Here is a 5975-nt window from a genome sequence, read left to right on the forward strand (position 1 = left end):
TGTTCTTTCACTGTATAGATGTAAGCTACTCCGTTTGTATCGTATGCTTGGAGTTTTTCAAATGTATACTTCCAGTTTGTTGCCGCTGTTACTTCTCTCGTATCTACTACTTTACCGTTTTGTAGTAAATCTACTTTAACTGAACTTGGACGATCTGTTGCGTTGCCATCTTTCCACGTCTTTGTTCCTTCTACTTTTGTTTCGCCTACTTTTGTATTCGTAATGTCATAACCGCTTACGCTAGATTGATATCCCGCTACTGGATGTTCTTTCACTTCATACTGATAAGCTACTCCATTTGCATCGTATGCTTGTAAATCTGCGAATATATATTTCCAACCCATTACTGCTAGTACTTCTTGTGTATTGATGACCTGACCGTTTTGTAGTAAGTCTACTTTGATTGTTTTCGGACGATCTGTCGCATTGCCATCTTTCCACGTCTTTGTTCCTTCTACTGTTGTTTGCGCTACTTTTGTATTCGTAATGTCATAACCTTTTACTTCCGATTTATATCCCGCTACTGGATGCTCTTTTACTGTGTACGTATAAAGAACGCCATTTGCATCATATTGTGCTAGGTCTGCAAACCTATAATTCCAATTGTTTCCTGCTGTTACGTCTTGTGTTTGAATTACGTTGCCATTTTGCAGTAAGTCTACTTGGATTGTTGTTGGTCGATCTGTTGCATTGTTGTCATTCCAAGTTTTCGTTCCTGCTACTGTTGTTTGTGCTACTTTTGTATTCGTAATGTCATAACCTTTTACTTCGGATTTATATCCATCTACTGGTTGTTCTTTCACTGTATATGTGTAAGCTACTCCGTTTGCATCGTATGCCTCTACATCTGCAAACGTATATTTCCAGTTTGTTGCCGCTGTTACTTCTTTCGTATCTACTACTTTACCGTTTTGTAGTAAATCCACTTTTACTGAGCTCGGACGATCTGTTGCGTTGTTATCGTTCCAAGTTTTTGTTCCTTCTACTGTCAATTTCGCTACTTTTGTGTTTGTAATGTTGTAGCCATTTACTTCCGATTTGTATCCCGCTACCGGTTTCTCTTTTACTGTATAAGTATAAGTAACACCATTTGCGTCATATTTTGCTAAGTCCGCAAATGTATAGTTCCAGTTGTTTGCTGCTGTTACTTCTTGTGTTTGGATCAGGTTATCATTTTGCAGTAACTCTACTTGAATTGAACTTGGACGATCTGTTGCATTGTTGTCATTCCACGTTTTCGTTCCTTCTACTGTTGTTTGTGCTACTTTTGTATTCGTAATGTCATAACCGTGAACTTCTGATTTATATCCATCTACTGGATGTTCTTTTACTGTGTACGTATAAGGAACACCATTTGCATCATATTGTGCTAGGTCTGCAAACGTATAATTCCAATTGTTTGCTGCTGTCACGTCTTGTGTTTGGATTACGTCACCATTTTTCAGTAAGTCTACTTGGATTGTTGTTGGGCGATCTGTCGCATTGTTGTCATTCCAAGTTTTCGTTCCTGAAACAGATGTTTTTGCATCTTTTGTATTCGTAATGTTGTAGCCATTTACTTCCGATTTGTATCCCACTACCGGTTTTTCTTTTACTGTATACGTATAAGTATTACCATCATTATCATATGCTGGTAGATCTGCAAACGTATAGTTCCAGTTATTCGCTGCTGATACATCTTGTGTTTTGATTGAATTTCCATTTTGCAGTAACTCTACTTGGATTGAGCTTGGGCGATCTGTTGCATTGTTGTCATTCCAAGTTTTCGTTCCTGAAACAGATATCGTTTTCACTTTATTCGGAATAGTAAGCTTTACGCCTTTTTCAGCATTTGCATCAATTTTAAAAGGCACTTTTACTTGCGGATCGAAATCCAAATAGTTTGGACCTGCAATCTCCTGTACATAGTAATTACCTGGGCCTAAATCTGGAACCTCCACCATACCTTGTCCATCCGTTGTATACGTACCGCCAATTTGCTGACCTGACTCTGTATATAAGTTAAATGAAACATTCGGTATAAATTTTGTTTCATCTCCGGCAATGTGCTTCACAATTCTTAACGTTCCTTTAGGAGGTAAATCCCCTTGTGCACCGCCGCCCTGATCTATATTGTTAACTCTAGCACTACCCGACGTTGATACAGGATTTTCATTCGTAATCTTGTAATCAACCGTATATTGATTATCAAAATATGGTTGACTCTTTCCACTTTCAGTTATAGTAGATGTATAAGAGAAAGCAAAAGTAATACCACTTGCCTTTTCCTTATTCATCACAACTTTAAACGCATTATCACCGATAAAAGTAACCGTTCCATAACCTTGGGCTTGGAATGCTTCAGGTGTCATTGGAGCGGCAAATCCTCCAATACGGAAACTATCTTGATTAAGTGTTTGTCCCGGTCCCAAAGTATCTGTCAAAACAATATCTGTATCTACATTTTGTTTTGCACCATTTATATTTAACCACCAATTTACTATATTGGTATCTTCCGGTTTAATATTGCCCCCTTTAGAGTGCATTGTTCCAGGGCTAGTCCCCCCATTATTAGTTGGACCAGTAATCGTTACTTTTTGAGACTCTAAATTTGTACCTAGATCCGTATTGATTGTTTTCTTTTCTCCCGCTGCTACATCCTGAGTTGCTTCAATTTGAAAATAAAAATGCCCCCTAACATTTAGAAGTTTCTCAGCTACATCACTAAATGTACATACCACATTAGTTGTATTGATTTGACAAGTACCAAAATTTTGCCCTTGCTCATTGTTCAATGGAATCGTTCCTTTGAATCCTTTTAATTCCGGGGGCAACGTTAATATTAAGGTGTCTCCTGTTTTTATTTTCAATCCAGGTTTTTCACTAAAATTAACGCGTATTCTCGTCTGTTCACCGACACCTAGTTCCGTTTTATCGAATATAAAACTATCAACTAGTCCTGTTTTATTTAATTCTTGTGCATTTGCTATTATAGATGTGAAACTCTGACCTATGGTAAACATAAAAATCATAATGATTGAAAAAATCGAAGTTATTTTTTTGAAATAATGGTAATAGGTAAACTTTTGAAGTTATCTCCAGCTTTTCCCCCACCCCACACCGTGCGTGCGACTTTCATCGCACACGGCGTTCCATCTAATAAACAGTCCGTATAATATGTTATCTTTATGTAAATCAATTGTTCATTAGACTGGGGGCCTTCCCTCCACTCCTCATTATCAGAGTTTCATTGGTATTACACCCCCGCTGCCATCCCTATTCATAACTCTTTCACAGCTTATGTTTGTTTGCTGTTCCCCAAGTTATTACTACATCGTTAGGAACTTCTGACGTTCCGAAACTGCTAGGTATATAACTATACGTAGGTCCTGCCTTTGCCCCGATTACCACTTCATAAGAAGTTAAAGCAACCCTTTAGCTTTATCCATCACAAACCGTATGATATTTGTTTTGGAGGCAATATATTTGTGCCCATTTCTAGGAACGGATTTACGAGACGTACATTCGGCAGTTCGTCATTGATACTTCAAATTCTGACCATATATAGCTCCCTGTCCGCATCACTTTCGCAGTATTTTTAACCTTTCCTCAGCTTCACCTGTTAGAGCTACTCGATGCGACTTCACCCCGCTTCACACGCATTCGTTACCAATTACGCATGGGGGAGTATTAACAGCCATCTAGTCATGGGATTTGTTCGGGTATCCCACCGTGGTCTCACAGTTTCAGTTGTTACTAACTTAAATCGTTAATCCAGACAATCCCTCGAGTACACTCGATTTCTGTCTAACGTCACGCACCATACCTTATTTCTTCCTCCTGTCCATTGTATTTAGATCATTTCTAATACAAATCACTGCTCCTCGTTTACCAAAACTAAAAATATAAATTTTTTTATTTCTAGACAAGGAAAATTTAATAATTAGTATCTTTAACCTTCCCCCCTCTTTCGATATTTAGATACTAATTAGTAAATAAATAATATATGATTTTCATGAAAGAATATGGTAAAATTTTGTCGTGAATTGTACTATTTCGTTCTTTTGTAGCAATATTTTGTCGTTATTTGTACCTTACACAAATTAATTTATGAATCTATACAAGAACTATGTAAAAATTTATCATTTAATCTATTTAAAAGGAGAAGGTAATGAATAATTCAATCGACATACAATACTTGTGTGATCTCGTACATAGAACCTTTAATGTACCTGTTCACGTTTTATCTACAGACAAAAAAATCTTATATCATTCTACTTCTGATGATGTTTGTAGTCCTTTTTATTCTTCTAAAGAAGAACATCTTAGTGGGATCTATCAAGAAAATGATCCCTATAACTTTCCACTTTTCAGGAGTAACAGTTATCTTGAGAATTTCGTCCTAATTCATATAGCAAATCATGATTATATAAAAGGAACTATTATAATCGGTCCCACTAAATATCCAAAGGTATCAGATGATACGGCCATTAAGATTCGGAAAGAATTTAACTCAAATGATAAAGTTCAAGAAGGACTAGACTATTATCAATGCCTACCTAAGATTAAAAAAACTACTTTAATTGATATGGGAATTTTACTACATTACATGATTTTCAATGAACAGTTAGATAGAGATGTTGTTTTAGAAAAAAACAAAGTACTAGAGGAAGTTGCCTATAAAATTGTAGAACCTGATTTATATATTTTAAAACGCCAACAAAGTAATCCTGAAACTCATATCACGGCATTTGTACATAAATATTTTTCAACAATCAAAGAAGGAAATAAAAAAGAGTTATTACAATATATGTATGCATTTCCGCAAGAAGATGGCGGATTTGTTTTAACAGAGGATTCACTCAGAAACCAAAAAATTCTTGGAATTATTGCGATTACTTTAGCTACTCGATATGCGATAGATGGTAACCTTCCATCAGATATTGCTTTTTCTCTTAGTCTTTTGTACATACAAACTATGGAACAACTAAATAACGTGGACTCTGTCAAGCGATTGTCAGGAGATGCTTTACGTACTTTTGCAGATCGGGTGAAAGAATTCAATGCGCAAAAGTATTCAAATACGATTATTAAATGTATAAATCATATAAGTAAAAATGCTTACGATGAGTTATCTCTCAATGAACTCGCTAATCATTTGGATATTACCCCTACTTATTTATCTAAATTATTTAAAAAAGAAATGGGGATTCCTTTAAGTGAATATATTCAAAAGGAACGAATAGAGGAAGCCAAAAAATTATTAACACTCACTACATATCCATTATCAGATATTTGTAATTGGCTTAACTTCAATGACCAAAGTTATTTTACAAAGGTTTTCAAAAAAATCACTAGCATGACTCCTAGACAATATCGTGAAAAACATACCGTAATATAGGCTTGACACCTGGTTCTGCTGCAAAAATGTTAAGACTCTTGCAAGTAATTTTCTAAACTTGGACATACTGATACTAGTACTCTAAAAAGGTGTGTGATCAGTATGGAAAAGGAGAATTTATTTAAGTGGAAACATTATCAACCAGCTGTTTGGATTAACGATTCTGGTGCAAAAATAAAATACAGGAGAATAAAGCACATATATTCCTAACGGAATCGTATCTTATGCTGCAAGTCCAAACAATTGATGGATGAATTCTTTCTGATTTTGGACAGACTGGTCCCGTAAATCAAGCTGCTCTTTTTTAATCATATGCATGGCTTCTACTCCAGAAAGAATGGATGTAGCTGTGTCAAAACATTTGAACCCTAGCATAGAACGGATTCGCTTCTTTATAAAGCGATGATCTTGTTCTACTATGTTATTCAAGTACTTTTGTTGTCTAAGTTGCATACCATCAGGTATGCTTTTTTCTTTTTTCAACTGTTCAATTGCTATAGGATAAGCCGGGTTCTTATCGACTGTTATAACACGTGGCTTTGAAACATGAAAAGACCGCAAAGCTTTCTTGAAAAAGCGCTTTGCAGCCTTCTGG

At 35.9% G+C, this 5975-nt stretch carries 3 protein-coding genes; 1 reads left to right on the forward strand and 2 read right to left on the reverse strand.

The window, feature by feature from the left end:
• Positions 1–3002, reverse strand: a 3002-nt coding sequence (locus V7038_RS20095; RefSeq protein WP_335695553.1) for a Cna B-type domain-containing protein, incomplete at its 3' end; no start/stop codon positions are given.
• A gap of 1148 nt (positions 3003–4150) precedes the next feature.
• Here V7038_RS20095 and V7038_RS20100 point away from each other — a divergent pair.
• The gene (locus tag V7038_RS20100) at positions 4151–5380 is read left to right on the forward strand and encodes a helix-turn-helix domain-containing protein (protein WP_335695554.1); all 1230 of its coding nucleotides are present in this window, start codon (positions 4151–4153) and stop codon (positions 5378–5380) included.
• A 222-nt stretch (positions 5381–5602) separates the two neighbouring features.
• Here V7038_RS20100 and V7038_RS20105 read toward each other — a convergent pair.
• Positions 5603–5975: DDE-type integrase/transposase/recombinase (locus V7038_RS20105; RefSeq protein ID WP_335695555.1), on the reverse strand; the 373-nt coding region annotated here is incomplete at its 5' end.

This window comes from Bacillus sp. JJ783, assembly GCF_036963225.1.
GTDB classification, from domain to species: Bacteria; Bacillota; Bacilli; order Bacillales; family Bacillaceae_G; genus Bacillus_A; species Bacillus_A cereus_U.

Excerpts from the sequence above, each read along its gene's own strand:
- V7038_RS20100 (WP_335695554.1), top strand. The coding sequence starts at position 4,151 with ATGAATAATTCAATCGACATACAATACTTGTGTGATCTCGTACATAGA.